General features: G+C 38.3%; 25 protein-coding genes and 2 riboswitches. Of the genes, 6 read left to right on the top strand and 19 right to left on the bottom strand.

The window, feature by feature from the left end; translation table 11 throughout:
• Window positions 1-4: 4 nt before the first annotated feature.
• The 7 genes from pglX to SOS22_RS06280 all read right to left on the bottom strand — a co-directional run bounded on the left by pglX (window position 5) and on the right by SOS22_RS06280 (window position 10,915).
• Window positions 5-3,583 (bottom strand): BREX-1 system adenine-specific DNA-methyltransferase PglX, encoded by a 3,579-nt coding sequence (gene pglX, locus SOS22_RS06310; protein ID WP_320596682.1) that lies wholly within the window; start codon window positions 3,581-3,583, stop codon window positions 5-7.
• A 14-nt stretch (window positions 3,584-3,597) separates the two neighbouring features.
• Window positions 3,598-7,125, bottom strand: coding sequence for a BREX system P-loop protein BrxC (brxC, locus tag SOS22_RS06305; protein ID WP_320596681.1), 3,528 nt, complete (start codon window positions 7,123-7,125; stop codon window positions 3,598-3,600).
• Window positions 7,126-7,139: 14 nt separating this feature from the next.
• Window positions 7,140-7,685 (bottom strand): DUF1788 domain-containing protein, encoded by a 546-nt coding sequence (locus tag SOS22_RS06300; protein WP_320596680.1) that lies wholly within the window; start codon window positions 7,683-7,685, stop codon window positions 7,140-7,142.
• A 10-nt stretch (window positions 7,686-7,695) separates the two neighbouring features.
• The gene (locus SOS22_RS06295; protein WP_320596679.1) at window positions 7,696-8,298 is read right to left on the bottom strand and encodes a DUF1819 family protein; all 603 of its coding nucleotides are present in this window, start codon (window positions 8,296-8,298) and stop codon (window positions 7,696-7,698) included.
• 11 nt (window positions 8,299-8,309) lie between these two features.
• On the bottom strand, window positions 8,310-8,513 hold the full coding sequence (locus SOS22_RS06290; protein WP_320596678.1) for a helix-turn-helix transcriptional regulator: 204 nt from the start codon (window positions 8,511-8,513) through the stop codon (window positions 8,310-8,312).
• A gap of 246 nt (window positions 8,514-8,759) precedes the next feature.
• The gene (locus SOS22_RS06285; protein WP_320596677.1) at window positions 8,760-9,419 is read right to left on the bottom strand and encodes a DNA alkylation repair protein; all 660 of its coding nucleotides are present in this window, start codon (window positions 9,417-9,419) and stop codon (window positions 8,760-8,762) included.
• 479 nt (window positions 9,420-9,898) lie between these two features.
• The gene (locus SOS22_RS06280) at window positions 9,899-10,915 is read right to left on the bottom strand and encodes a YeiH family protein (protein WP_320596676.1); all 1,017 of its coding nucleotides are present in this window, start codon (window positions 10,913-10,915) and stop codon (window positions 9,899-9,901) included.
• 121 nt (window positions 10,916-11,036) lie between these two features.
• On the opposite strand from SOS22_RS06280, the gene SOS22_RS06275 reads away from it, so the two are divergent.
• On the top strand, window positions 11,037-11,921 hold the full coding sequence (locus SOS22_RS06275) for a LysR family transcriptional regulator (RefSeq protein WP_320596675.1): 885 nt from the start codon (window positions 11,037-11,039) through the stop codon (window positions 11,919-11,921).
• A gap of 434 nt (window positions 11,922-12,355) precedes the next feature.
• Here SOS22_RS06275 and SOS22_RS06270 read toward each other — a convergent pair whose 3' ends face one another.
• The 7 genes from SOS22_RS06270 to SOS22_RS06240 are packed head-to-tail and all read right to left on the bottom strand — an operon-like array spanning window position 12,356 to window position 16,997.
• Window positions 12,356-13,129 carry an HAD family hydrolase gene (locus SOS22_RS06270; protein ID WP_183164211.1) on the bottom strand — a complete coding sequence of 258 codons (774 nt, stop codon included), beginning with the start codon at window positions 13,127-13,129 and terminating at the stop codon, window positions 12,356-12,358.
• Between the two features lie 26 nt (window positions 13,130-13,155).
• Window positions 13,156-14,019, bottom strand: coding sequence for an SPL family radical SAM protein (locus SOS22_RS06265; protein ID WP_320596674.1), 864 nt, complete (start codon window positions 14,017-14,019; stop codon window positions 13,156-13,158).
• Entirely contained in the window at window positions 14,007-14,426 is a 420-nt protein-coding gene (locus SOS22_RS06260; RefSeq protein WP_320596673.1) for an arsenate reductase ArsC, read from the bottom strand. Before SOS22_RS06260 ends, SOS22_RS06265 begins: the two co-directional genes overlap by 13 nt.
• The gene (locus tag SOS22_RS06255; RefSeq protein ID WP_128519309.1) at window positions 14,423-14,650 is read right to left on the bottom strand and encodes a thioredoxin family protein; all 228 of its coding nucleotides are present in this window, start codon (window positions 14,648-14,650) and stop codon (window positions 14,423-14,425) included. Before SOS22_RS06255 ends, SOS22_RS06260 begins: the two co-directional genes overlap by 4 nt.
• 1 nt (window position 14,651) lies before the next feature.
• A complete protein-coding gene (gene arsB / locus SOS22_RS06250) occupies window positions 14,652-15,701 on the bottom strand; it encodes an ACR3 family arsenite efflux transporter (protein WP_320596672.1) in 1,050 nt (349 codons plus the stop codon).
• Window positions 15,679-15,990, bottom strand: a complete 312-nt coding sequence (locus SOS22_RS06245; protein WP_173446072.1) for an ArsR/SmtB family transcription factor — start codon at window positions 15,988-15,990, stop codon at window positions 15,679-15,681. The genes arsB and SOS22_RS06245 overlap by 23 nt, the downstream gene beginning before the upstream one ends.
• 11 nt (window positions 15,991-16,001) lie before the next feature.
• On the bottom strand, window positions 16,002-16,997 hold the full coding sequence (locus SOS22_RS06240; protein WP_320596671.1) for a permease: 996 nt from the start codon (window positions 16,995-16,997) through the stop codon (window positions 16,002-16,004).
• A gap of 115 nt (window positions 16,998-17,112) precedes the next feature.
• Window positions 17,113-17,220, top strand: a riboswitch (TPP riboswitch).
• Between the two features lie 43 nt (window positions 17,221-17,263).
• On the opposite strand from SOS22_RS06240, the gene thiM reads away from it, so the two are divergent.
• Genes thiM through cytX form a run of 5 tightly spaced genes read left to right on the top strand, consistent with a single transcriptional unit; the run spans window position 17,264 to window position 21,313 of the window.
• Window positions 17,264-18,085 carry a hydroxyethylthiazole kinase gene (gene thiM, locus SOS22_RS06235; RefSeq protein ID WP_320596670.1) on the top strand — a complete coding sequence of 274 codons (822 nt, stop codon included), beginning with the start codon at window positions 17,264-17,266 and terminating at the stop codon, window positions 18,083-18,085.
• Window positions 18,072-18,719 (top strand): thiamine phosphate synthase, encoded by a 648-nt coding sequence (gene thiE, locus SOS22_RS06230; RefSeq protein WP_320596669.1) that lies wholly within the window; start codon window positions 18,072-18,074, stop codon window positions 18,717-18,719. Before thiM ends, thiE begins: the two co-directional genes overlap by 14 nt.
• Window positions 18,703-19,344, top strand: coding sequence for an HAD family phosphatase (locus SOS22_RS06225; RefSeq protein ID WP_320596668.1), 642 nt, complete (start codon window positions 18,703-18,705; stop codon window positions 19,342-19,344). The genes thiE and SOS22_RS06225 overlap by 17 nt, the downstream gene beginning before the upstream one ends.
• A 26-nt stretch (window positions 19,345-19,370) precedes the next feature.
• On the top strand, window positions 19,371-20,168 hold the full coding sequence (gene thiD / locus SOS22_RS06220) for a bifunctional hydroxymethylpyrimidine kinase/phosphomethylpyrimidine kinase (protein ID WP_320596667.1): 798 nt from the start codon (window positions 19,371-19,373) through the stop codon (window positions 20,166-20,168).
• The gene (gene cytX / locus SOS22_RS06215) at window positions 20,165-21,313 is read left to right on the top strand and encodes a putative hydroxymethylpyrimidine transporter CytX (RefSeq protein WP_317313279.1); all 1,149 of its coding nucleotides are present in this window, start codon (window positions 20,165-20,167) and stop codon (window positions 21,311-21,313) included. The genes thiD and cytX overlap by 4 nt, the downstream gene beginning before the upstream one ends.
• Window positions 21,314-21,498: 185 nt before the next feature.
• Here cytX and SOS22_RS06210 read toward each other — a convergent pair whose 3' ends face one another.
• From SOS22_RS06210 to SOS22_RS06190, 5 genes are all read right to left on the bottom strand, one after another.
• Entirely contained in the window at window positions 21,499-21,783 is a 285-nt protein-coding gene (locus SOS22_RS06210) for a hypothetical protein (protein WP_320596666.1), read from the bottom strand.
• A gap of 23 nt (window positions 21,784-21,806) precedes the next feature.
• Complete coding sequence (locus SOS22_RS06205; protein ID WP_320596665.1) at window positions 21,807-22,442, bottom strand: hypothetical protein; 636 nt, start codon at window positions 22,440-22,442, stop codon at window positions 21,807-21,809.
• Between the two features lie 88 nt (window positions 22,443-22,530).
• Window positions 22,531-23,754 carry an NAD(P)-dependent oxidoreductase gene (locus SOS22_RS06200; protein ID WP_320596664.1) on the bottom strand — a complete coding sequence of 408 codons (1,224 nt, stop codon included), beginning with the start codon at window positions 23,752-23,754 and terminating at the stop codon, window positions 22,531-22,533.
• Between the two features lie 44 nt (window positions 23,755-23,798).
• A complete protein-coding gene (locus SOS22_RS06195) occupies window positions 23,799-25,397 on the bottom strand; it encodes an FAD-dependent oxidoreductase (RefSeq protein ID WP_320596663.1) in 1,599 nt (532 codons plus the stop codon).
• On the bottom strand, window positions 25,390-26,028 hold the full coding sequence (locus SOS22_RS06190) for an ECF transporter S component (protein WP_128519296.1): 639 nt from the start codon (window positions 26,026-26,028) through the stop codon (window positions 25,390-25,392). Before SOS22_RS06190 ends, SOS22_RS06195 begins: the two co-directional genes overlap by 8 nt.
• Before the next feature lie 68 nt (window positions 26,029-26,096).
• Window positions 26,097-26,222: riboswitch (FMN riboswitch) on the bottom strand.
• Between the last annotated feature and the right edge of the window lie 19 nt (window positions 26,223-26,241).

Genomic DNA, 26,241 nt, shown 5'->3' with positions numbered 1-26,241 from the left:
TTCATTACTTTATCTTTGCCAATAACTCTTGGAACTTCGCATAGTTTGCTTTTACACCATCATCCAAATCCATAGGTTCCATCTTATCTGCCCAATGATGAATCCTTTCCTCATAGACACTCAGCTCACTTGCTTGTCCCTGAATCTTTTTTAGCTTTTTGTTTAATTTCACTTTCTCACTGGTATTAGTAGCGCTATCCATTTGAGTATGCAACATATCCATTTGTGTTCTATATTTTGCCTGTAACGGATGAATATATTCCGTTCGCATTCGAGCAATGAGATCCGGTTTATATCGATGGATATAAACCAATGCCTTAAAACCATTCTTTCTTCCACTATCAAATAACCAATAAATTGGACGTTTACCCGATCCACTTACTTGATAAGTATTACAATGATCTTTAAAGAATTCATTCAAGAAATAATTACGCAATATTTCTCTAGGCGTACCCTTACCACCTAATGCTTCGGCAATAAAAGCAAGATTTTCTTCCAATGTTTCAGAGCCATATAACACTCGAACAAATTCAATAAATCTTCCTACAATATCATCTTCAAAATATTCATCATCACATATCGGTAAGATATCATCCTTATCAGGAATGAATGTCGAATATTTGCTCCAATCAAATTCCCCACCAGCATAAGCTAAACCTTCAACATCCAGTGAATAACGACCAAACATGCAACCTACTGCATAAGAAATGAACGATTTGATTTCATCTTGTTTGGTACGAACATAATTTGAATTCTTTAAAGATTCTGGTATATCTTCTCTAGATTCGACCACATAATGAACCGTAACGTCTTTATCTTCTACATACGGATCTAATTCATCTTGTAATCCATAAATATCAATAAAGATTCTATTTAGTTCTTCTTCATTAGACTTTAATGTATTGAATCTATCATTACATTCTGAATTCCATAAATCAAAAGCTTCTTTTATTGTGTTTGCATGGTTCTTGATTAATGGATGAACTTCAAAATCCCACGATGTTTCAAAGGAATCCCAATCTATTTTTGCGTATTTTATACACATTACAACAATTTCATTTATTTTATCAGTTTGTTTTTCATCAACAATCACTGGTATTTTTGAAAGTGGCCCAATATTAAAATCAAGCGTAGGCGCAAGAAACTCAAGAAATTTCATGGCGATTTTTGAATTAACCAATGCAAGAACATATTTTTCCAGCGTTCTATCATTAAAAAACATTGATGAGCCCTTTGAATCAAATATATATCCCTTATCAAAAGCTCTTAATGATATATTTCCAGAAGATAACGAAGACCACGTTAACCCAGGCAGAAAAAAATAACTAATATTTGTAATTGTTCTTGTTATAGAATTGTATTTTTTTACAGCCAATGACTTCATGGCTTTTCCATCATTTTCCCAATTTACAAGGTAATCATTATTTCCAAACCACTTTCTATAGCTCCCTCCTTTATTGTACGGAAACCATTTCTTCTTACTTGCAATAGACTCATCTATAGAAACACAGTCATATTTTATGTTTATTGATGAAACTTCAAACCATAGTTTTAAAAACAAGTCATTATTCAATGTCTTAACCCCTTGTCGAGGCTCAGCTATATCACTTAACAAATCTGCTTTTGAAAATACTTCAATAATTCTTTCACTACACCAATACGCAACAGGGCTTCCTGGGATCTTGCTAAAGTTGGTTTGAGATACATAATACCTATTCTGCTTTAAAAGGAATAATTCTTCTTTTCCTTTTTCTGAAGTTGGTTCTATTAATCGACAATAAATACCTTTGTAATCTTTGGTATATGTGTTTGATAATACAAACATAGTGGTTTGTACAACTTCTCCACCTATTTCATCAAAAGCTCTTGCTCCCAAATGAGCCATATTAATCAAATCTAGTTTATTTATTTTGTTTCTCAATTTTTCATAGCTAGATAAAAACATCCATGAATGCATAGTGATCATTGCTTGATATGCATTTTGTTTGGTTAATGAATGACACTTTTCAATGAACACCGCAAAAAGATCTGATTTGGAATCAGGATAATGTTTTTTTACATATGGTTTCTGTTTTGGAGATGGTGCCATATATGGTGGGTTCGTAATCACAACTTCATATTTTTGTACAAGTAGTTTTGCTTGTTTCACTAATGGTCCCAAATCTTCAATTAGTATTTTTTTCTCAGCTTGATCAATCAGATTCGATGGATCTATATTTGTCTTGAGTTCTTCTAATCTAGATTCTAAATGATAAATATCTTCTAAACTCAGATCCACATTTAAAATAGATCCATATTCTTTGGCTTCTTTGAATAGATCTACTAAATATTGGCCTTGTTCTTTATATTCGTCAATTCTATTTAAAACTTCATCTGTTAATGATTCGTCCGTTTCGACAATCTCAGCTAAATTTGTTTGGATTCTTCTAGATAACACACGTCGATCATACGATAAAGCTTTCATCATCAATGAAAAGTAAGCTAAATGATAGGCTCGTTCATCAATTTCTAATCCATAAATATTATTGGTTAGTATGGATCGCACAGCATCTCTATCTGAATAGCCTTGACTTCGATAGATATCCATCAATACATCAAAGGCATACACTAATATATGGCCTGATCCCATGCATGGATCCATCACTTTGATATCTTCCGGCTTCAATCGAGCATGTTCTTCTTTGATTTTGTTTAATTGCTCAACAACTTCTGGTTCTTGTTCTGCTTCTTCCAGATAATACTTCCATTGATCATGTTGAAAATCAGGGTGTCCGTCCAACCATATTCTTCCCAATGAATTTTCTGTCATATAACGAACGATCCAATCTGGTGTAAACAGCTGTGTAACGGCTGGGATATCATCTTTGGTATAGTTCTTTTTCTTCATGACGATATTTTTTAATTCCGAATTGTAGTACTGATACAGCCATCCAATGATTTGTACTTGATCTCTCCAGTCTTCTTCTGGGATATCTGAAATCATTCGACCGATGACACTGTTTTCATCTAGTAGATTGTCTGGAAATAAAAGAACTTTATAATCGGAAATTGATGTAAACATTTCTGGTAAGTATTGGTGCATATCCGAACAAATAGCTTGAAGAAGGTATTTATATAAATCTTCATCATTGGCTTGTTCAATATATTCAAATACTTTCTGTTGGTTCAATCCTTCTAATTCTACATGAATGGCATCTGTTAGAATTTCTGGTTTGAATTCATTATTTTCGTTGGTGAATACGCGAATTCGTTGTGGTAAAAAGTTATTGACCTCCATATAACGCAGGGCAATAAAACGGTTGAACCATGTATAAGCCACTTCTTCAATCACATGGGTAAACCCACTCACTTCCACTTCTTCTTTCCCTTTTTTTTCTTTATATGTATGCATCTTGATTTGTCGAACCAATTCATTTAATGCATTTTTTTCATCATTTGAAAGAAGTCTTCCATTGACTGCATCTGTATTTTGGGCTGGCAATTCTGTTTCTGTAACTCCATAGGTGTAAGCTTTTTGAGCAACACGTGCCATCAATTCTTGTCTAGCCCATATGGCAAAATTCTTGATTGCGGTTTTATTCATGAAAAGCTCCCTTTCTACTTGATTTGAATTTCTTCATCGTCATTTAAATAACTCATGAGTTTATTTTTGATATTTTTTAAATAACGATCTACATCTTCGGGTGACGATAAAGTAACTTGATCAAATACAACAGCTCTTTGCAGTGGTCGTACCTTTTTCATGGATTTTCTATGTGTAGATTCTTCTTTAACCATTGACTTTTGATGCAAAGCTGTTTCCATTTGTCTAAATAAATCATCTTTTAGATTTGTGATTTGATTTGTTTTGGCATCCAAATAGGCAATATCAGTTAATCGTTGTATTTCTTGTCGCTTTGCCTCCAATTGTTTTTTTGCCTTTTGTAAGAAAGTATGCAATTTTTCATCCTGATTGGCTTTGATTTCCACTTCATGGTAACAAGAATCAATCAAAGCATTTAATTCATCTTTCTTTTGCTGAATCAAGGCATCTCTTTCATCATTAATTGTTGCTATGTAACCGTTCAATTCTGGAATACGACTGTATTGATAATGATTTGAAATCTTGGTTATTTCGCTGATTTTATCAATAGATTCTTTAACACAAGGAATATCCATCAAATAGTCTTTTTCAATGTTCAGTACTCGATTTTTTAGTTGAACTGCTTTATCATACAGTTTGATTTGAGATTGGTGAAAATTTTTCACCTTATCCATATCTTCTTTAGAATCTAATAAATCGTCTTCTAGATCACAAATTGTATTAATCAAAGCAATATTATCATTTTGTGCCAATAATACTTGGTCTACATATTTTAAGGCAGTGGAAATTTCAAAAGTTCCTGGATGTTGAATTTCCTCATCTGTTTTTTGCATGTCTTCTAGATTCGCTTTTTCATCATTGAATTTTTTGATAATAAATTCAATTAAACTATCTTCATCATTTGGCACATCACTACAATTAAAATAGTCTTTTAAGATATCTTTCACTTGTTTGATTTTTCGAGCTGGTATAATTTCTCGAATAGATACTTTTACTTGTCCTATTTCTGATTTCTTTCTTAAAAAATCTACCAATCGCGGATCCTTTGGTTGAATGGTTTGTCCTGAATATTTTAGTGTAACTTTCTGTGCTTGCATCAATTGAGCAACGACTGATGCAATATCCAATTCTTTCCAGCCAAAAGGAATGTTTTGATAACGATCTTGAATATCCGCCATAGAAACAGGCATTTTTGAAGCTTTTCTTGATTGTAAAAATCGATATACATCGTCACAAGCTTGCTGATTTCCTTCTATACTTTCCATGCCAACCTGTCCTTTTAAGATATTACGAACATCAGCATCCGATGTAGCCGGTGTATCAATTTCTATAATCTCATAATATGTATGTTCGACAAGATATGTCATCGCATCATCTAAGACAGTTTTGACACTTGTTGACGAAAAATTCATTCTTTGACCATCAATAAAAAATTGTCCTTTCATGATGGCATTACTAATGTTTTCTTTTGCTTCATTTATTAATCGACGAGATTCTTTTTGTTTATTGGCAATGATAGCTTGACTGGATTCCGCTAATTGACTGACATTTTTTTGCGTAATATATTTTGTAATCTTTAATGCATTTTCAATATCTGTAAAGATCGGATATTCATTCGACAAGCGGCAAATGGCTTCATGTCCTTCTGAATCCGACATCAATTTTAAATCACTGTTTTCATCAAAAACTTCAGTCACAAATCGAAGTTTCATACCACCCGTGGTAGATCCATGATTTTGGTTATCAACGGACTTATCAAAATCAAAATCATAATTGGAATTGTTTCTTTTATATCTAAATTTTCTAGTTGTATAAATATCATCAAAAATGATTTTACTCATTTCTGAAATCACATTGGCCGAATCCACATTCTGATTACTTATATCTCTAGCAATATCTTGTTCTTCATTTGTTAAGAATTGATATACGTCACCATTACGAGAAATGAAATTCATCTTTTGTAATCGATCTAATGATTTTTTGATTTCTTCTTTTAAAGATAGTTTATCGACTGTAATGTTATCAGCCATTAAAATGGTTAAATTTTCAATATTCGATTGAATATCATCAATATACCGAACCAGATAAAGTAGTTTTAACAAATTGACATCATCTACAGTTAAGCCATTGCCTTGTTTAGCGGCTTCCTCTGCTCTTTCAATAACAGAACGAACAGAAGTATCTAAGAAGCTATGTAACGTATTATAGAACGCATATAAAGGAACCAAAGTGAATTCATTTTCATCTTCAACATGTTGTGCCGATTCTTGAAAACCATTCAACATCGAACGTTCTCCACTGGATTGATGTTTTCCAGCATGACCATGTTTACGAATTTCATTAAAGACTTTTTGCATGATTATAAATTGATAAGGTACAAATGGGAAAATTCGTGTAAACTCATCCTTGGATGAATAGCCTTTTAAGTCTTTAACTTCTGTATCAAAGGCATACAGGTTCTTTAACACATTTTCATTCGTATCATAGACCTCTTCCAAACGTTGATTGGCTACTTCTTTCTTTGTCAACAAACGTTTTTCAATCACTTCACCAACCGAAGAAGAAGTCAAACTCAAACGAATGGGGAAACGTGCCATGATCTTAGAAAATTCATCTTCCCGCAGTTTAATGGCCATTTCATCCAATGCTTCTTGACCTGTGGCAACGACCCATACTTGTCCGCGACAAACCGAACCCAATTTTTCTGTTATTGATTGTAAGTTCAATAACATGCTTCCATTTTCACCAATATATTGTCCTGCTTCATCAATCATAAACAACAAGCGGAATCCTTTTGGCTTACTATCCACATACGTCTTAATTTCTTCAACCAATTGCTCAATGGAATAATCTTCTTCCTGTTTGTTCTTAAACCAATCCGTCACATCCGATTCATTCATGATTTCTAAATCAGAAAGAATTTCAATGATATCGGATTTAAAGAATTGATACGCACCTCTGGCATCTTCCCAAGATTTATTACGAATTTCTTTAAACCGTTCTTTAAATTCGTCCATTTTTCCTTGTTCAGTAATAAATTGTTCCAACTTTGCAAGTTTGATATCTCGACCATAATATCCTAAGTGATTATAAAAAACCTTGGCGAAAACTTTTAAGATTGCCGTATCATCTTTGCGAATCGAGCTTTCTACGTCAATATTAAAAAGAATCGTTTCGGTAGGTACTTGTGTACATTTTTGAATATTCATAAAAGAAGCTTCATCATCAAATTTATCTTCGAAATAATCCACTGTCTTTCTATGATTGATTTCTTTGTTTTCTAATAAATACGAAAGCATCTTTAAAAAATGTGATTTACCACTTCCAAAGAAACCTGTAATCCACACGCCCACATTATCTGTTGGCACATCAAAAGATTCACTGTACTCATTGAAAAACTTCACAAAATGTTTCTTTAATTCTGTGGTAACTACATATTCTTCAATTTCTTGTTTAACAACATCTGCTTTATCCTGTTCAACTTGAACCACACCATTGATTGGACGATTAATGTCCTTTTCAAACATATCTTTTATTTTCATATTCCCTAACTCTCCTAAATGATATTGAAGGCTCGATAATACTCATTGGCCTTTAATTTGTTGAATAATTTTACATAATGCCCATCAAAAGTCCCTGGATACAAAACTACAATTGGTACATTATTGGATTTATATTGAAGCGCATTTAATAAAGCATGTATGCGCATAAATGGAAATACTTTTCCAACACCCGTGATCAAAAGAATATTATCGCTAAAATCTTCCATTATTTTATCCGCAAAAACATTAGCATCGATCAATTGTTCTAACTGCTGCGCCAAAAACTCTTTTCCATCTTCTTCTTCCATTGCAGGAATAAATTCCAATATGCCTTGATCTTCACAAATGGATAGAAATACTTCATAAAGATCCACAATATCTACTTTATATCTTAATATTTCTTTAGATAGTCTATCCGTAAAATCACGAATCTCCATTTCATCTTTTGGATCATAACAAAACATACGAATATTCACTTCGTTACTTAATCCCTTTCCCAAAAAGAAATCTTCTTCTTGGATAGTTTTTCTTAATATATCTAATCGTTCCTTTATGTTCATCTTGCATCACCTATTCAAAGCAATTAAAAGCAGACAAAATCTTTTTTTCATTTCGTGCTTCCAATATTTTTTTCAGTTCCAGGTCAATCAATACTGAATTTAACTGTGTAGACTTGGTTGAATCCAAATATCGATTGATAACCAATATTTTGGTCAACACTTGTTTCATTTTTTGAATCGAAGAATCCGACCATTTAGCAACTTCTGAATTCTGTTCCTGTAATCTTGTAAAAAATACATTGATATCCATCTTTGAATACGACATATCTTTTAAACGATATTTTTCGCCAATTACACCAATCATAAAATCATAAACAAGTCGATACTGTTTGATCATGGCATATAAACAAACTTGTTTTGCCGTATCGGATGAATCATTCACAATCATGTCCACAAGCTTTTCGCTATCTAAGGTATGTAAACGAGCCAAACAAACTTTCGTTATATTTTTTACCATTTTCATTGTTGGATATTGATATAAATTTTCATTATAAATTGCGTCTACAATTTCATCATCGCATAGCCCTTTTACCATAAGACTGGCTGTTATACGCATCTCATGAAATAAAAACTGTTCACGAGTAATCGTCCTATAAGTTTTATTTGGATTCATAAAAAAGCCCTCTACTCTCTAATAAGTTCCACTACATCTTCGATGTCGCAATTTAAGAAGGAACAGATTTTGATTAAGCTTTCCATTGATATGGATTCATTCTTTGAAAGTTTGGCTAAAGTTCCTGCTGAAATACCAGCTCCTTTAACGAGATCTGTTTTTTTAAGATCTTTATCGATGAGTAATTTGAAAAGTTTATTATAACTAATCTTCATAAGACACCTCTTTCGTTTGGCTTACTCTGTTTTATTATAAGGGATGCATCCTCTGAATAGAACACATATATTCAAATAATTGAATATTTTTTCTAGAAAACGATACATATTAGATAAAAAAATAACCCATACATAAGATAAGACAACTGTTTTCATTAGAAAATAAGTATGCTAATCATAGTTCCATGGAAGCATAAGAAAACAGCCTTACAATCTGTATGAAATTCAGGCTGTTGTATTCAAACATTACAAATATTTACTGGCTTCACGAATGCTCAATGCATCCATTTCATTTTTGTGTGTTGCAATGAAGGTTTTGACCCATTCTGGATTGGTCTTGGAATAGTCGCGTAAGCTCCAGCCAATGGCTTTGTTGATAAAGAATTCTGAACTACCAAAGTTGTTGACCAATATTTGTTCCAATAATTGGGTGTTAGTTTTCTCTTTTCTGCCCAATTGGTGATTGATGGCAATGCGTCGCATCCAAAAATCATCATCTTTGGACCATATCAGCATGAGATTCTGGATGCGCTCGTCCTTTAAACCAATATGACCAATGATTCGATTGAAATCATCAATGGTATCCCACCATTGCTTCGTTTTCATGTATTTCATAAGGTGTGGAAGATCATCATAGGAGATGAATTTCTTCATGGTTGACAGATAATCCACTACAAAATACTGAAATTCTCGATGTTCATCGGCATAACATGCATCCAACAAATCCCAATTGATTATATTTTTCTGTTTTTCGGCTTTTAGAAATTCCTTATATATAGCTTTTCGCTTGGGTGTTGGTAAACCATAAAAAGGGAACAAATTGCGCATATAAGCCGCCATTTTCACTGCTTTTTCAGGATCTCCATTGATTTTAAATTGTTCCTTTAATGAATGATATGTATCCATTTTATCTTCTCCCCTTTCTCATTGCTTTTGATGGCATTGTATGTATACCTATTGATTTTCCCTATGAACATTCCATCAATGCCCGGTTTTAAAGTGAACGATGCGAAGCAAGTAAGAAGTTTTCGCAAATTAAGCAAGCTTTTTATCCTCTTCTTCACAACATCCTCAAATACAACATTACAGAAAATCAAAAAGATCTTCTGAAAATATTAGCCATTCTATGGGAAGTAAAAGGTTCCTACCATTTATTGTCGATGACCGTATCTTTTCGATTCTCTCGTTGTCACTCTCCTCATTCCATTCAAACCAAAATGGTCTTTCACAACAATTGCTCTGCAAGAATTGAAGACGTTTGATTCAGATTCAGTAGATTTCTACCCACACATCAACTTTTTATACAAGGTTTACTTCTATAAAGATTGTACCATCAAAGTTTGCTCATGCATGAACGAAAAAAAGACGGATTTGTAACATCCGTCTTACCAAATATGCATCATATGTTGCATGGCTAAACTGACTAGTGTAATTCCCACCCAACAGGATGCACCAATCAAGAGAGGTTTTCCTCCGGTACGAATCAATTTCACAATATCACTATTTAAGCCAATGGCCACCATGGCCATCACAATAAAGAATTTGGATATCGTTTTCAATGGCATAAACACTTCTGCTTGTACACCTGCATGTACACAAATCGTTGTAAAAATGGCTGCCAAAATAAAATAGAGAATGAATAAAGGAAAAACTTTGCGAAACCGAAATCCTTCCCCTTTGTTTTTGGCACCACTCTGTTTTGCAGCAAGCACCAATGTGATTGGAATGATGGCTAATGTCCGCGTGAGTTTGACTGTTACCGCCTTATCCAAAGTCGCACTGCCCAGATGCCACATACTATCCCAAGTTGCTGCGGCCGCTGTTACCGAAGAGGTATCATTGATGGCCGTCCCCGCAAAGATGCCAAAGGCTTCCCCGCTCGTTGTATGAAAACCAAGCGCCTGACCCAACAAAGGAAAGAATATGGCAGCCATCACATTAAAGAAGAAAATGACCGAAATAGCTTGGGCTACTTCTTCGTCATCTGCCCCCACAACGGGTGCTGTCGCCGCAATCGCCGATCCACCACAAATGGAAGAACCTACCCCAACCAAAGTCGCAATATTTCCAGAAATATGCATCTTTTTGTGCAACAACCAAGCTATGCCTAAAGATGTTGAAATGGTACAAATAATGATAGGTAATGATTGCTGCCCTGTTTGTGCAATCACTCCTAGATCCATTCCAAATCCTAATAAGACAACAGCCGCTTGTAATACATATTTTGCGGTCCAGCTAATGCCACTTTGGGCCTTGCCTTTGTCCTTCCAAAACATCGTAATGAGCATTCCTGCTAGGATGCCAATCACGGCACCACCAATCACGGGAAAATGCATACCAATGATCCATGACGGAATCGCAATCACAAGACACAACAATACACCATATTTCTGTTTCTTCATCCAAATACCTCTCTCGATCGGTTTGATTATAGAAGTTCCTATCCAATATGTAAAATTATAAATTATTATTTATTGATAATTTATTTTTATCGTTATATGGTAGGGGTAGGAGGATCACAAAATGCTTGACTTTCGTGTTCGTACGTTTCTTTGTGTTTGTCAAACTTTAAATTACACCAAAGCGGCACAACAATTGCATATCACCCAGCCAGCAGTATCAGCGCACATTCGCTATGTAGAAACTTATTATCAAGTGCAGCTTTTTCATTATCAAAATCGAAAATTAGAATTGACGGCAGCGGGAAAATTACTCTATCAGCGACTTCGTACCCTGACAAATGATGAAACACAACTACAAGCTGAATTGCACGCACCCCAACAAGAAACAGAACAATTCTCATTGGGTGTGACCATGACCGTTGGTGAATATGCCATCATCAAACCTCTGACCACCTTGCTCAAACAACAGCCACACCTCAACTTACATCTCCATTTTGGAAATACGGCCCAACTCTTAGAACAATTAAAAGAAGGCACAATCCAAATGGCATTGGTAGAAGGCTACTATCCAAAAGATATGTATGTCCACAAGCACTATCGAACCGAAGCCTATATTCCTGTTTGTGCGACATCACATGTATTTAAAAATGCCACCCCTCATACCATCGAAGATCTTATCGAAGAACGCATCTTGCTTCGTGAAAAAGGGTCTGGTACACGCAATATACTGGAACGCTATCTAGCCTTACGTGGCATGCATATGGAAGATTTTCATCATTATATTGAAGTAGAAAACATGCATACCATCATTGATTTATTGTGCGAAGATTGTGGTATTTCCTTTTTATATCGCATGGCCGCACAAAAACAAATACAAGCCGGCATCCTCAAAGAAATCCCCTTGGAAGACTTTTCCATCCATCATGATCTTGATTTCATATGGGAAAAAGGCAGTCTGTATACAGATCGAAATGAAACAATCTGTTCACAATTGACCCATGCATGAAAAAGCGATTCACCGTACTATGACCAACTCCTTTTGTTTTTTAAATCCCTATCGTTGATAGAAAGGAATTGGCCATTCGTTTCAATATCACAACATGTATTGTGTGCTTTTTGGACTTGTTTCATCACAAACATCAATAATTGTTTGCCCAATGAATGTCTTTACTCAAATAACGCATTTGGATCTCACAGCAATTTTCAAAAGCTAAAAAATTGATTCTACCCAGATTCTTCATGATCCCATGATACCCTTTACTGTTTCTAAATTGGCACCCATTATCCGTACCATCGCAAAGTCTTCTTTTTTATTTCCATAGGATACTTTTCAATCGCTGATTTTGAGAATAGCACAAAGATCAATTCGTTTACAACGATGGTTCGTATATACACCTAAAGTTGGTTTTCTTATTGGAATCATGAAGTAAAAATGGCCTTTTATAAAAGGCCAAAATGATGGATGGTTTGTGCTATGGCATCGGGACGATCTTCGGGACAAATATAATCAGCTACAGCTTTTACGGGTTCCAATGCATGATACATGGCCACGCCGATCTTGGCTGCTTGGATCGTACATATATCGGAATACGAATCACCAAATGCCATAAAATCATTTCTTGGTTGCTTCCAGTGCTGCATCAAAGTATGGATACCCGTTAATTTTGAATAGCCTTTTGGAAAAATATCAATATTGAAAGGACCTCCTTTCACACTATGATAGAGTGGAAATTCTTCTTTTAACTTTTGATAGACCGTTTCTACATCCGTTGTAATATATGTGATCAACTTTTGTTTTTCGCCTTCATAGGGTTTACATTGATAATCAACCACATCATATTTTTTCATGAATAAACGAACAGTAGGATCGATGCCTGTCAACATTTCGATTTGTCCTACAGAAAAAATAGGAATCTGGTATTTTTGACCAAACGCAAATATCGCGTCCAGATCTTCTTGTTGGAAGGAATGATCTTCCAAATGACACAAATTTTGATCATAGACTTCCACCCCATTGGTCGTTACATAGCCATCCCAATTTATTTCATTGATATGTGGAATCCCCATTATTCTTTCCAATGGACGACTGGAAGCAATGCCTAATCGATAGCCTTTTGCGTTGAGGGCTTGTAATATTTCCATTGAAGAAGGATCTATTTGTTTGCTATGCACATCTAATAATGTGTCATCTAAATCAAAAAAAATCGTTTTCATATTTTTATCATCGCTTTCCATCTATATCAAAATAAAGTTAATGGTTCATAGGACGGATCCAATGTGGATGTATAATGAAAAATTTCTTCAGGATCATCCATGATTCCCGCCGCTTGACACGTTGAATGAAAAAGCTGCATCCATTCTTTGTTGTGTTGACTCATGACTTCATACGCATTTCCATAGACTTTTTTATAGCGTTGTCTCAAGCCAGGAAAAGAAGCATCCAACATTTGATAGTAATAATCTCGACTCCCTTTTCTTAAGGTCATTCCCGCGTGAAAACAAAGGATACCTTTGACATCTGCATCCACACACCAATCTAAAATTTGTTTCAAATTTTGTCGTGTATCGGTTAAATAGGGTAAAACAGGTGTTAACCATACGATTGTTGGAATGCCACGTGCTTGACAAGCTTTTAAGACTTCGTATCGACGTCGACTTGTACACACATGCGGTTCTAAAATATGGCTCATCGTATCCGAAGCACATGTTAATGACATTTGAACCACGGCTTTGGCTTGGTGATGAATATGCGCCAATAAATCCAGATCACGGAGTACAAGATCGGACTTGGTGATGAGTGTAGCGCCAAAACCATATCGATCGATCAATTGTAAACATGTTCTGGTCAGTTCCCATTTCTTTTCGATGGGTTGATAGGGATCGCTCATGGAGCCGGTACTGATCATGATCTTTTTTCGTTTGGTTTTTAAGATCTGTTCCAACAATACAGGGGCATTTTGTTTCACTTCCACATCTTCAAACGCATGATCAAAATGATAACAGGCACTTCGACTATCACAATAAATACAACCATGTGTACATCCACGATAAATATTGATCGCATTCCATTTGGTCAAAAGCGATTTTGCTTCTACAACATGCATAACTCATCCTTTGTCAATCGTTGTTTTAATGATCGAATTCGTGTCTCAATTTCTTCAATGACTTGGATAAATACGGCATCCGATTTTCCTGTGGGATCTTGTAATCCCCAGTCTTCTCGATACGTACAATCTATCATTGGGCATTGCACCCCACATCCCATCGTAATGACAACATCCAACTTTGGCAATTGATCCAATGTCTTATTGTATTGACCATTGGCAATCATATCCATGCCATATTTCGCTTTTAGAATTCGTACAGCATCGGGATTAATTTGATCTTTGATTTGTGTTCCTGCTGAATAACTCTCAAATACATCACTTGCCAATTCTTTACCGAATGCTTCCGCAATCTGGCTGCGACACGAATTATGCGTACAAATAAAGCCTACCTTCCACTTTTTCATAAAAACTTCTCAATCTGTTTGGGTTTCAATACGCGTCCAGTCGCCACAACTTTGTCATCAATCATCAAAGCTGGCGTTTGGAGAATGCCTAAGCTCGCAATGATTGAAAAGTCCGTAATATATTCGATTTTTGCATCAATCTGTTTATTTGCGACCGCTTCTTTCACATTTTTTAATAAGGTCTCACATTTACTACAACCGCCACCTAATACTTTAATATTCATCTCATTCTCCTCCTTTTTGAAATCTATATTGGGTATGATTCGCCATTTTCACCAAAGTCAACATTACGGGTACTTCGGTCAATACACCAACCGTTGTTGCCAGTGCCGCTGGACTGGTCGTTCCAAATAAAGCAATCGCAACAGCTACCGCTAATTCAAAAAAATTGGATGCACCAATTAGACCAGCAGGTGCCGCAATCGCAAAAGGCAAATGGGCCATATAACTTGTTCCATACGCAATCCCAAAGATCAAGAAGGTCTGGATGATCAATGGCACCGCAATCAAAACAATATGTAAGGGATTGGAAACAATGACTTGGGCTTGCGAAGCAAAAATCAAGACTAAGGTCAACAACAATCCTATGGTTGTCACCCCATCAAATTGATGGATAAAGGTTGTTTCGAAATAGCCCTTCCCTTTCTTTTTCGTTATCGAAATACGAGTCAAAATACCAGCAATCAGTGGAATTACCACAAATAAGAAGATACTGACAAACAAAGTACTATAGGGAACTGTTACATGGGAAACGCCCAATAGAAACTTCACAATCGGAACAAACGCAATCAAGATGATCAAATCATTGGTTGCGACTTGGACGACCGTATAGGCAGGATCTCCATGTGTCAATGTACTCCATACAAAGACCATGGCAGTACAAGGGGCTGCTCCCAATAATACAGCGCCAGCTAGATATTGTCGAGCCAAGTCCGGCGTGATCCAATGTTTGAAAACCACAAAGAGAAACACATAGGCCAAACCATACATAGTAAATGGCTTGATCAACCAGTTGGTGATCCATGTGATCAAAATTCCTTTCGGATGTTTTCCTACTTCTTTGATGCGTTGAAAATCGACTTTGATCATCATGGGATAGATCATGATCCAAATCAAGATTGCAATAGGAATGGAAATACCCGCAATCTGTAATTTTCCTAATACATTGGGAATGATGGGTAAAAAATGACCAATCAAGACACCGGCAACCATACATAAGAATACCCATACAGATAAATAGGTTTGAAAAAAACTAATTCCTTCCTTTGATTTCATCTTTTTTATCCTCCTTACAAGTACAATTCAAATGATCAATATAGGCTCGAAATGCCATCAACGTCTCACAATTTAACGAATAATAGGTATTCTTCCATTCCTTTCGACTGACAACCAACCCACATTCCACCAAGACTTTCATATGGTGGGACAACGTAGGCTGTGTAATTTGAAAATGATCTAATAATTTGCATCCACACAATTCGCCATCGACTAATAATTCCACAATCTGGATTCGATGGGCATCTCCCAATGCCTTACAAATAACAGCTGCATCCATCGCATTCATACATAAACCTCCTAGATAAACAGACCTTGGCATAGATTGAATCCATACCCAACCAAAAGAATGCCAATCACACATACACCAATAAACAATCCAAGCAACTTGGGTTTGATGGCCTTATGCAATAAGATCAACGATGGCAAGCTCAATGTGGTAACTGCCATCATAAAACTCAATACTGTACCCAATAAAGCGCCTTTTGATAACAATGCTTCCGCAACGGGAATGGTCCCAAAAATATCGGCATACATAGGTACCCCGACAAAGGTGGCCAGGATCACACCAAATGGATTGGGGTTCCCAAGTATGCGTTCAATCATATATTCTGGAATCCAATTATGAATCAATGCCCCAATACCAACACCCACCAAAATATAAGGAAAGACCTTACGAAAGGTTGAAACAACTTGATCTTTGGCATAGTCCAACCGATCCGGTATGGTCAAAGTAGGGGATTCAATCGAGGTGGATGAGGCCATACGAATGAAATCTTCGACTTGATCTTCCATATGCGCTCGTTCAATCACACACCCACCGACTACCGCAATGACTAAACCTACTACAACATACGCCAAGGCGATGCGATAGCCAAAAATGCTCATCAACAAGACCAAGCTGCCTAGATCGACCATGGGGGATGAAATCAAAAACGAAAACGTAACGCCCAAAGGTAACCCTGCACTGGTAAATCCCATAAAAATGGGAATGGAAGAACAGGAACAAAAAGGCGTGACTGTCCCTAGTAGGGCACCGATGATATTGGCACCAATGCCATGAAAACGACCCATGATCTTTTTACTGCGTTCGGGTGGAAAATAGCTTTGAATATAAGAAATTAGAAAGATCAACACACACAATAGAATCGTGATCTTGATCACATCATAAAGAAAAAATTGAATAGATCCTCCCATGCGGGTATGCATATCCACACCCATATGTTTCAAAAGTTGACCTATCCAACGATGAATCCATTGCATACCTAGTATTTCTTTTTGAATAAAAGATCCCATATTTCTTCTCCTCTCATCGATTTCTGTCTATGTGATAGTATATCATCACTTTGATATTTGTCAATGTGATAATTTTTTATCTTGATGAATACCACTATTCGGCGTATGATGAATATGTTACAAAAATGGGAGCTGGCGAAACCGGCTGAGAAAAGACTGTATGGTCTTGACCAATAACCTGATTTGGATAATGCCAACGTAGGGAAATACGCAAATATCGTGGGATACCCTTGTTGGTATGCCACTTTTTTTATAAGGAGGATCTTATGTTAGAAACTTGTTTAGAGAATGTACGTAATCACGGTGCCTTAGTGCACAACATCACCAACTATGTCACGGTCAATGATGTAGCCAACGCCATTTTAGCCATTGGTGCCAGTCCCATCATGTCGGATGAGCCCGAAGATGTCGAAGATATCCAGACCATTTGCCAAGGATTGAATATCAACATTGGCACATTGAATCAGCAATCCATTGAAGGCATGAAACGAGCTGGTAAAAAAGCCAATGAATTAGGTCATGTTGTTTTATTGGATCCTGTGGGTGCAGGTGCCTCGCATTTACGTACACAAACGGCTTTGGATCTCATGAAGAGGATTCATTTTGATGTCATTCGCGGTAATATTTCGGAAATCAAAACGTTGGCTTTAGGCACTTCCACAACGCAAGGTGTCGATGCCAATGCTGCGGATGCCGTAACGGAAGAAAACCTGGATACAATGGTTACTTTTGCCAAGCACTTTGCGGCGAGTCAAGATTGTGTTATTGCCATTACCGGTGCCATTGATCTGGTGGCCAATGCCAATACCTGTTATGTGATTCGCAATGGCAAGCCGCAAATGGGCCAAATTACCGGAACCGGTTGTCAATTATCAGGAATCGTGACCGCTTTCTTAGCTGCCAATCCAGACCATCCTTTAGAAGCTTGTGCAGCTGCTGTCTGTGACATGGGCTTGGCCGGTGAAATTGGCTATTCGCACTTAGCCGCTTATGAAGGCAACAGCACGTATCGAAATCGCATCATTGATGCCCTCAATCAAATGACGACCATGCAATTCAAAGAAGGGGCCAAGTATGAAATCAAATAACTATTTGGAACTCTATGCCGTGACCGATCGTCATTGGTTAGGCAAGCAAACTTTGTTCGATCAAGTCAAAGAAGCTTTGGATGGAGGAGCCACTTGTATCCAGTTACGAGAAAAGCAATTGGATGAAGAGAATTTCTTAAAAGAAGCGATTGAAATTCAAAAATTATGTAAAGAATACCATGTTCCTTTTATTGTCAATGACAATGTTGAAATTGCCAAAACCATGCATGCGGATGGCATTCATGTCGGCCAAAGCGATATGGAAGCCTTGGATGTAAGAAAAGCATTAGGCAACGATGTTATTTTAGGTGTATCCGCACAAACGGTGGAACAAGCCAAAAAAGCCGAAGCCCATGGCGCGGATTATCTCGGTGTAGGCGCTGTCTTTCCAACGGGTTCCAAAGACGATGCAGATGATGTCAGTCACAAAACCTTAAAAGCGATTTGTGAAGCGGTATCTATTCCGGTCATTGCGATCGGGGGCATCACGCAAGACAATGTCAAAGAATTGGCTGGTTCTGGCATTGTCGGTATTGCCGTGATCAGTGCCATCTTTGCTCAAAAAGATATCACCCAAGCGACCAAAGACTTAAAACAAGCCACGGAGCAGATGTTAAATGATTGCTCTCTTTGATGTGGATGGTGTGATCTTGGATTCCATGGCCATTTGGGATACATTACCCATACGATACGTTCGATCCAAAGGCAAGATACCACAAACCAATCTTGCCAAGATCATTGCCCCGATGTCCTTAGAAGAATCGAGCTTGTATTTGAAAGAACACTATCAACTCAATGCATCTTCCATCGAGATCCAACACGAAATCATTGAAATGTTGGCGACCTATTATAAAGAAGAAGTGGCATTAAAGTCAGGCGTTCTATCGTGTTTACAAGCTTGTCAAGACCAACATATACCTATGTATGTTTTATCCATTGGCGACAAAGTACTCATTGATGCAGCTTTTTCCCGCTTACAGATTCGTTCGTATTTTCAAAAGATCTTTACCGTCATGGATAAACGGAATCCACATGTCTATGAAAATATAGCGACACAATTACACACAAAACCACAAGATCTGCTTGTGTTTGAAGATAGTTTGGATGCGATCCAATCCGCTCATCAAGCGGGTTGTAAAACCATTGGTATAGCTGATCCATCCAACCAAGACAAACAAACATTGATCAAAGCCCGGGCTGATTTTTTTGTGTCCGGTTTTGAAGCGGTAGATTGGGGACACCACCTTCTATCGCTATAGAAAATACATGCAAAGGAGGAATTTTTATGTTTACAGCATGTACGATCGCTGGTTCTGATTCCAGCGGAGGCGCCGGTATCCAAGCCGATATCAAAACAATGACAACCAATGGCGTATTTGCCACGAGTGCCATCACGGCTTTAACAGCGCAAAATACCACAGGAGTAACCGACATTTTAAATGCCACCCCAGAATTTCTAGGCCATGAACTCGATGCCATCTTTACGGACATTTTTCCGGATGCCGTAAAAATCGGTATGGTTTCCAAACAAGAATTGATTGAAACCATTGCCCAAAAGTTAAAGCAGTATGCTGCCAAAAATATTGTCGTCGATCCTGTCATGGTCGCAACCAGTGGAGCTCGTTTGATTGATGAAGCAGCCATTGATGCCCTAAAAACCAATTTATTGCCATTGGCACTTGTTTGTACACCCAATATTCCAGAAGCTGAATTATTAGCGAATATGTCCATCCAAAATGAGACTGATATGGAAAAGGCCGCTACGATCATTGAATCCACCTATGGTTGTGCTTGCTTATGTAAAGGTGGTCATCAAATCAATGATGCCAATGATGTCCTAGTCGAAAAAGGACAAGTCCATTGGTTTTATGGTAAACGTATTGATAATCCCAATACCCATGGTACTGGATGTACTTTATCCAGTGCCATTGCTTCCAATCTAGCCAAAGGCTATGATCTAGAAACATCCGTTCAACGCGCCAAAGATTACTTATCCAAAGCTTTAGCCGCAATGTTGGATCTAGGCAAAGGCCAAGGACCAATGAATCATATGTTTGACTTGCAGGGGGAATTTGCCCAATGAAACAAACCAGTACTTTTGAGAATGGATTGATCTGGTTTGGAGCTGCCATTTCTCTAGCCGAAATTCTAACCGGTACCTACTTTGCTCCTCTTGGATTTGGCAAAGGTTTATTAGCGATTATCATTGGTCATGTGATTGGTTGTGTTTTATTGTTCTTATCCGGTACCATTGGTGGTACGATGCGAAAAAGTGCCATGGAAAGTGTCAAAGTATCCTTTGGCGACAAAGGCGGTGATTTCTTTGCCGGTTTAAATGTCATTCAATTGGTGGGTTGGACCGCCATCATGATCTATGATGGAGCCTTAGCTGCCAATGGCATTTTTGCGACCGGTCAATGGTTTTGGGCCATCCTGATTGGTGCCCTGATCATTGTTTGGTTATTCCTCGGCATCACCAATTTAGGTAAAGTCAATACCATCACCATGATGGCCTTATTCATCCTGACGATTGTATTGAGCTTTACAATTTTCAAGAATACCGGAACTACGATTCAAACAAATAGTACCTTATCCTTTGGAGCTGCTGTTGAATTATCCGTCGCTATGCCCCTTTCTTGGCTACCTTTAATTAGTGATTACACCAAAGAAGCCAAAAATCCAGTACAAGCAACGGCTATAAGCAGCATTGCCTATGGATTGACCTCTTGTTGGATGTATATGATTGGGATGGGCGCTGCCATTTATACCCAACAAAGTGATATTGCCCAAATTCTTTTAAAAGCCGGATTTGGTGTCATTGGCCTTTTGATCATTGTCTTATCCACCGTAACCACCACGTTTTTGGATGCTTATTCGGCTGGTATTTCCACCCAAGCCATCAAGGATGATTGGAATGGCTCTAAGATTGCGATCATAGTGACCATCATAGGTGTCATTGGTGCCATCCTCTTTCCAATGGATGATATCACCAATTTCTTGTATTTCATTGGCTCGGTTTTTGCCCCCATGATTGCCATCCAAATTGCAGACCATTTCCTATTGAAACATCAAACCAACCATAAACTAAATATGATCATCTGGATCATTGGTTTCATTCTCTACCGCTGTTTGATGCATATCGACTTCATTCTAGGAAATACCTTCCCAGATATGTTGATCACCATCCTGTTGTGTGTACTGATCAGTAAAGAAATAAAAAAGAACTAACCCCAATCCAACGATTGGGGCTTATTTTATAATGAAAAACATACAGTAAAAAGCACGACTAAGATTATTTTTTTATTCAAAATCTAAAAAAAAGAAACTCCATTTCATCATTGAAATGAAGTTTCGAATCCAGGTAGTGCTTTCATAGTATGATCATGACGAAAAAAGAAGCGTGAACACGCTTCTTATAGATTCTCTAATTCCTCTAATTTGTCGTAGTTAATAACATTCCCATTCAATTGATCATCGACTAAATGATAAACCACTTGCGTCATTGTTTGGATTTGTTCTTTTAATTCTTTTTCTACCTGTCCATTCGTACCAACAATAGATGATAAGCTCATTAAATCAATGGCACTTTGTCCATCTGCATGTGAAAAATCATCAACGATTGAAAGATATTGTTGATACCATTTATTCGTGACCGGCCGCCGTTTACAGGCATCCTCTAGTTTTTTTGTATGTTTCATAACAGCCTCTTCTGTTCGTTGGTTCAAGAAAGCGACTTTTCACTGACATCACTATAACAATACACCGGCTGATTTTGTGGCTGATTCGCATAGACCTTCAACATATCTCCCGCATGCACTCCAAAATTTGGATCATACGGATCACTCAAAAGTTTTGCTTCGATATAATGATCAGTCACATCTTCCATGCGCACCCAGACCATTTCGGGTGCCAAATTCTCACGATACAATAGGATCTGAATATCATCCGGATATTCAATATTTTGATATGGCCGTACAAAGGGAAATGTACGCGCTTTTTTTATCGCATCTGTCGCCTCGTATTGTTTTAATGCATCAATTTTGGTTTGGAAACGATCATTCAAATCATCATCTTCATCTAAAATATAAAATTCATCATCCATAACTTGTCCAATGCGGATCTTGACAGATATCGCATCATTGCCATCACATAATTTGATTTTCGGATCCTTTTCTTGGACACAAGCCAAAACCTCTAAACTAACACCTGCATCATGATCAATATAGCCATACGTCAGAATATGCGTTGCATCCTCACTACCTGGAAAATTATTCACTGCTTTTCGCAACCACGGTTTCATCTCAAATACGCAAAACTGGTGGTCGACCCCTTGAAATCCTGTTTCCTCGTATTTCATCGCTTTATTCCAACCTCTACTTTGATGATACCATACTTTTTAGCCCACTTCTATCTAAAAAAGGCAGTCCAAACTGCCCTATCTTTGCCTATTGATCAAGACCTTGCATATAATGGTCCATTTCATCCGCAATCTTTTTCGCATCTTCCACCGCATGGACGACCGTTTTGGCTCCGGTTACTACATCACCCGACGCAAAGACACCGGACATTGTCGTTTCGCCTTCTTCATCCACGGCCAAATTGCCTCGTTCATTGAGTTTCAAATCTTTATTGTTGTCCACGATGCGATGTCTTGGCACTTGTGAAACCGCAATGACCACCGAATCGGTTGGCACTAATTGAGCTGTTTCTCTTAAAATTTCCACTTTCCCATCTTCTGTGACCTTCGTATCGCAAATGACCGGTCCTTCATCTTTGATTTCAATCGCAATTTTATTGAAGGCAAACTTCACCCCATCAATCTTAGCCAATTCATATTCATCCTGATTGGCTGCCACCTTGTTACGACGCACATAAACTGTCACATCCCGACAGCCTTTTCGAACGGCTGTTCGCGCTACATCCATGGCAGAATTCCCTGCCCCAAAAATAGCCGTGGAACGACCCAAATCCACCGAATCGGGATTGTTCAAATAATTGATGCCATAGTGTACATTTCCAAATGTTTCGCCTGGAATCATCATGCGTCTTGGTCGCCAAGCACCCGTACCAATGAAGATGGACTTATAGCCATCCTTGAAAAGATCGGTCAAGGTCACATTGCCGCCAATGGAAAAATTCGGTCGATATAAAATTCCCAATTCTTTCATCTTAAGCGCAATACGATCCAAGATACTATGTGGCAAACGAAATTCAGGAATGCCATAGCGCATGATGCCACCAATCTTATCCCGACTTTCAAATAAAGTGACCTTATATCCACGAGATGCTAAGATCATGGATATCGTGATGCCGGCTGGTCCTGCGCCAATGACCGCTGCCTTCATGCCATTATCCGCTTTTTTAGGAATCTGGACCCGCTCCAACGCTGAATCCGAAATATAATTTTCAATCGATGAAATATGAACGGGCTCCCCTTTGAGGCCACGCACACAATGCCCTTCACATTGTGAGGCATGGTCACAAACCAACGAACAAACAACCGATAAAGGATTATTCTCAAATAACATTTGCGCGGCTTCTTCAACCTGACTCTCTTTAAACAAACGAATCATCTGGGGAACGTTTGTATGAATCGGACATCCCTGCTGACATCTAGGTACCTTACATTGCAGACACCGATTGGCTTCTTCAATTACATGTATTGCCATGGTATTCCTCCTACACCTTTACTTTAAGAGTACTACTACCATCGCTATATCACAAGCTTAGCCATATCGATCCCTGCCAAACGACCTAACGTCTGGGCCATACTGATGCTCTGTCCCGGAATCGAAGTTGTATACTGCAAGCCAAATCGACCACCGCAACAATTTCCCGATGCATACAAACCAGGAATGGGTTCAAAATTTTCATCCAATACATTTTGATACGCATCCGTCAAAAGACCACTGACCGTCACCAATAATTTCATGGATTGTCCAAAGGGCCGATGTGAATCTTTATATTGTCCACTCGCATAAAAAGGTGGTTTTTGGATGGGATGCATCAAAAAGGCTTCCTTGCCAAAATCTTCATCTTTACCCAACGCACACAATTGATCATAACGCGCTACGGCCTGGATCATATGTTGTTGATCTTCAATTTGTGGATATATCGTAGCTGCCAAGTCCTCGATTGTATCGGCACACGCAAACGGCCGTATATCCCCAGCCACATCCGTATGGAAGATCATCTCTCCTTTGTGTTGTTGCGCTCGACCCATCAGATCCACCAGATCCTGGACCCGATTCGAATCGGTATAATCAAACGAAGCATGACAGGCTGCCTGATAGGTTGTTGCCGCCAAGATATTCGAATCAAAGAGGCTCCACAACAAGCCATTGGGCTGTTTTGCACCGGGAATGGCCGCTAATACATGGGTGCCAAATCCTTCATTGGAATAGCGTTGTCCATGGGTATTCAAACGCAACGTCGCTGTCGAACCAATCGTATCAAAGCCAGGAAAGGAATAATTTCCACCCATACCGGCATGCGAACGAGGCTCCAAACGACCACCGGCCCAGACGCCCATACGGATGCCATCCCCATTCCAGCCATGCCCACAAAAATCTCCCTCATCCACAAGATCCGCCATTTCCGTCAACAGATCTTCGCACATTTGGCGGTTCTTACTATAATCCCCCGCACTTAACAGAATGCCTTTTTTGGCCTTAAGACGAATGTAAGTATGATTGGCTGTTTCACATAAGACCGCACACACACGATGATTGGTTTTTTCCAGCTGCAAAGCCTTGGTTTCAAACAAAAACTGAGCCCCTTGTTCTTTCGCAATCTGTTGATTTTCCTTCATCACTTTGCGCATCAAAGCCATGCTGAAATGTGGTGTACCCGTCCAAGAACGAAGATGATCTTGTGCAAGGGGCATATGTTTCGATGGCGGTGTCATCATGGGATGAATGCTCCTTCTTTCAGCTTCGCTCAAAGGCTCGATCAACCAATCAAACGTTTCCCCACAATGTTGGGCATATCGACGAATCAAAGCCACATTGGAACGATTATTTGTACGCAATTGCCAATCTTTCACAAATGTATCAATATCGACTTCCGGTACACCTTGTTCCTTTTGCCATTGAGAATTCATATAGCCCCACTCGCCAATGCCTAAGATCCATTGGGATACATCCTTTTGTTGCTCCACCACAATAACAGAAGCACCGGCTTCCGCTGCAGATCGTGCCGCACATGTACCCGCATGCCCTGCACCCAAAACGATCACATCCGCTTCTTGTTCTTGTACGATCTTCTCTTTTGGAATCGGTGCAGGTGGCAAAGCCCATTCAAACTTAGGCATGCTTTCGCTCCAAAAACGTAGGATCTGGCTCCATGCCAATCATGGTACGCAACACATTTCCGACTTTTTTATACAACAGATACGTACAGAAAGAGGTCACTCCATGTTTGATCAAATTGAATGGCAAAATGCCCAAGATCATCAAGCTCCAATAATTATGCACCAAAGGATTGGTCATCGATCCCATGGAAACAATCGTATCCATCGAAAGACCAAACATCTTCATATACATAGGAAAGGCCACCCATCCATTTAAGAAAATAGCTAAGATACTGACCCCTATCGTGGAAATCGTCAAGGCAAGGATAGCGCCTTTCTTAGTATGGATCTTACGATAGATCAAAGCCGCTGGTAAGACAAAACCAATCGATCCCACGATGTTCATGGCCTCGCCCACAAAAGCCGTCGTGGTGCCATTGATCATAAGATGCAAAAGATTTTTGATCAAGACGACAAGGCATCCCGCGCCTGGTCCTAAAAAGAACCCGGCAAACAAGGCTGGCAATTCCGAAATGTCAAAGGTTAAAAATGTCGGTGCCAAAGGCAAAGGAAATGTAAATGCCATCAAGATGGCGGCCAAAGCACTCAATAAGGCGATCAAAGTGAATTTGTAGATTTGTGTTTTCTTCATGTTGTCCTCCTACTTTCGGGCCAACAAAAAAGCCCGAAGATCTACCTTCTCCGGGACGAATACTAAAAAAAATTCTTCTCTCATCCGGACTCATGTTTTCACAAATACCGTCGGTACCGGAATTACACCGGTTCATGCTTGCGCTCGCGGACTATACCGCCGGTGGGGAATCACACCCCGCCCTGAAGAAATCTATGCTCGTATTGTAACATA

Source organism: Absicoccus sp., assembly GCF_034090965.1.
Classification (GTDB): Bacteria; Bacillota_I; Bacilli_A; order Erysipelotrichales; family Erysipelotrichaceae; genus Absicoccus; species Absicoccus intestinalis.
This window is presented reverse-complemented; position numbering and strand designations above follow the sequence as displayed.

Excerpts from the sequence above, each read along its gene's own strand:
- SOS22_RS06265 (WP_320596674.1), bottom strand. The coding sequence starts at position 14,019 with ATGCATGTTGTAGAAGCAAAATCGCTTTTGACCAAATGGAATGCGATC.
- SOS22_RS06270 (WP_183164211.1), bottom strand. The coding sequence starts at position 13,129 with ATGAAAACGATTTTTTTTGATTTAGATGACACATTATTAGATGTGCAT.
- SOS22_RS06225 (WP_320596668.1), top strand. The coding sequence starts at position 18,703 with ATGATTGCTCTCTTTGATGTGGATGGTGTGATCTTGGATTCCATGGCC.
- brxC (WP_320596681.1), bottom strand. The coding sequence starts at position 7,125 with ATGAAAATAAAAGATATGTTTGAAAAGGACATTAATCGTCCAATCAAT.
- SOS22_RS06195 (WP_320596663.1), bottom strand. The coding sequence starts at position 25,397 with ATGCCTAAGTTTGAATGGGCTTTGCCACCTGCACCGATTCCAAAAGAG.
- SOS22_RS06275 (WP_320596675.1), top strand. The coding sequence starts at position 11,037 with ATGCTTGACTTTCGTGTTCGTACGTTTCTTTGTGTTTGTCAAACTTTA.
- SOS22_RS06205 (WP_320596665.1), bottom strand. The coding sequence starts at position 22,442 with ATGAAATACGAGGAAACAGGATTTCAAGGGGTCGACCACCAGTTTTGC.
- SOS22_RS06290 (WP_320596678.1), bottom strand. The coding sequence starts at position 8,513 with ATGAAGATTAGTTATAATAAACTTTTCAAATTACTCATCGATAAAGAT.
- SOS22_RS06200 (WP_320596664.1), bottom strand. The coding sequence starts at position 23,754 with ATGGCAATACATGTAATTGAAGAAGCCAATCGGTGTCTGCAATGTAAG.
- SOS22_RS06260 (WP_320596673.1), bottom strand. The coding sequence starts at position 14,426 with ATGAAAAAGTGGAAGGTAGGCTTTATTTGTACGCATAATTCGTGTCGC.
- thiE (WP_320596669.1), top strand. The coding sequence starts at position 18,072 with ATGAAATCAAATAACTATTTGGAACTCTATGCCGTGACCGATCGTCAT.
- SOS22_RS06295 (WP_320596679.1), bottom strand. The coding sequence starts at position 8,298 with ATGAATCCAAATAAAACTTATAGGACGATTACTCGTGAACAGTTTTTA.
- SOS22_RS06255 (WP_128519309.1), bottom strand. The coding sequence starts at position 14,650 with ATGAATATTAAAGTATTAGGTGGCGGTTGTAGTAAATGTGAGACCTTA.
- SOS22_RS06280 (WP_320596676.1), bottom strand. The coding sequence starts at position 10,915 with ATGAAGAAACAGAAATATGGTGTATTGTTGTGTCTTGTGATTGCGATT.
- SOS22_RS06190 (WP_128519296.1), bottom strand. The coding sequence starts at position 26,028 with ATGAAGAAAACACAAATCTACAAATTCACTTTGATCGCCTTATTGAGT.
- arsB (WP_320596672.1), bottom strand. The coding sequence starts at position 15,701 with ATGAAATCAAAGGAAGGAATTAGTTTTTTTCAAACCTATTTATCTGTA.
- SOS22_RS06245 (WP_173446072.1), bottom strand. The coding sequence starts at position 15,990 with ATGAATGCGATGGATGCAGCTGTTATTTGTAAGGCATTGGGAGATGCC.
- thiM (WP_320596670.1), top strand. The coding sequence starts at position 17,264 with ATGTTAGAAACTTGTTTAGAGAATGTACGTAATCACGGTGCCTTAGTG.
- thiD (WP_320596667.1), top strand. The coding sequence starts at position 19,371 with ATGTTTACAGCATGTACGATCGCTGGTTCTGATTCCAGCGGAGGCGCC.
- pglX (WP_320596682.1), bottom strand. The coding sequence starts at position 3,583 with ATGAATAAAACCGCAATCAAGAATTTTGCCATATGGGCTAGACAAGAA.
- cytX (WP_317313279.1), top strand. The coding sequence starts at position 20,165 with ATGAAACAAACCAGTACTTTTGAGAATGGATTGATCTGGTTTGGAGCT.
- SOS22_RS06285 (WP_320596677.1), bottom strand. The coding sequence starts at position 9,419 with ATGGATACATATCATTCATTAAAGGAACAATTTAAAATCAATGGAGAT.
- SOS22_RS06240 (WP_320596671.1), bottom strand. The coding sequence starts at position 16,997 with ATGGGATCTTTTATTCAAAAAGAAATACTAGGTATGCAATGGATTCAT.
- SOS22_RS06210 (WP_320596666.1), bottom strand. The coding sequence starts at position 21,783 with ATGAAACATACAAAAAAACTAGAGGATGCCTGTAAACGGCGGCCGGTC.
- SOS22_RS06300 (WP_320596680.1), bottom strand. The coding sequence starts at position 7,685 with ATGAACATAAAGGAACGATTAGATATATTAAGAAAAACTATCCAAGAA.